We start from the raw sequence: 748 nt of genomic DNA, 5'->3' as shown, positions 1-748 counted from the left end.
TTTTTTCTTTTTCTCTCTCCTCATCTATACCATGCGGTACAATCCCCGCTTTCTTCATCCTCAAGGGACAAAAAATGGACAAACGCTTTGTTCAGGCCCACAAAGAAGCGCGCTGGGCGCTGTGGCTGACCCTTCTCTACCTTGCCGCCTGGCTGGCCGCCGCCTATCTGCCGGGGGTGGCTATTGGCTTTACCGGCCTGCCACACTGGTTTGAAATGGCCTGCCTGCTGGTACCGCTGCTGTTCATTCTGCTGTGCTGGGCGATGGTCAAACTGATTTTCCGCGATATTTCTCTGGAGGACGATGATGCAGTTTGAGGTCATTATTCCCCTGATCGCCTACCTGGTGGTGGTGTTCGGTTTATCCCTCTACGCCATGAGAAAACGCGCCTCAGGTAGCTTTCTTAATGAGTACTTTCTCGGCAGCCGCTCGATGGGCGGCTTCGTGCTGGCCATGACGCTAACCGCCACCTATATCAGCGCCAGCTCATTTATCGGCGGACCCGGCGCCGCCTATAAATACGGCCTGGGCTGGGTGCTGCTGGCGATGATCCAGCTCCCCGCCATCTGGCTGTCGCTGGGCGTGCTGGGGAAAAAATTCGCCATCCTTGCGCGTCGCTATAATGCTGTCACCCTCAATGACATGCTGTTTGCTCGCTATCAGAGTCGCCTGCTGGTCTGGCTGGCCAGCCTGAGTCTGCTGGTGGCCTTTGTCGGCGCCATGACCGTCCAGTTTATCGGCGGCGCCC

The 748-nt window shown here is 57.0% G+C and carries 2 protein-coding genes; both read left to right on the top strand.

The features are described 5' to 3' along the window. Window positions 1-74 precede the first annotated feature (74 nt). Window positions 75-317, top strand: coding sequence for a YhdT family protein (locus tag HMPREF9538_RS0126825; RefSeq protein WP_002918740.1), 243 nt, complete (start codon window positions 75-77; stop codon window positions 315-317). Beyond that, the coding region (locus HMPREF9538_RS29110; RefSeq protein ID WP_032456985.1) for a sodium:solute symporter family transporter at window positions 307-748 on the top strand (442 nt) is incomplete at its 3' end. The genes HMPREF9538_RS0126825 and HMPREF9538_RS29110, both read left to right, overlap by 11 nt.

It is taken from the genome of Klebsiella sp. MS 92-3 (assembly GCF_000195655.1).
GTDB lineage: Bacteria > Pseudomonadota > Gammaproteobacteria > Enterobacterales > Enterobacteriaceae > Klebsiella > Klebsiella pneumoniae.
Note: the sequence above shows the minus strand (reverse complement) of the source record. Positions and strands in the feature narration are given on the sequence as shown.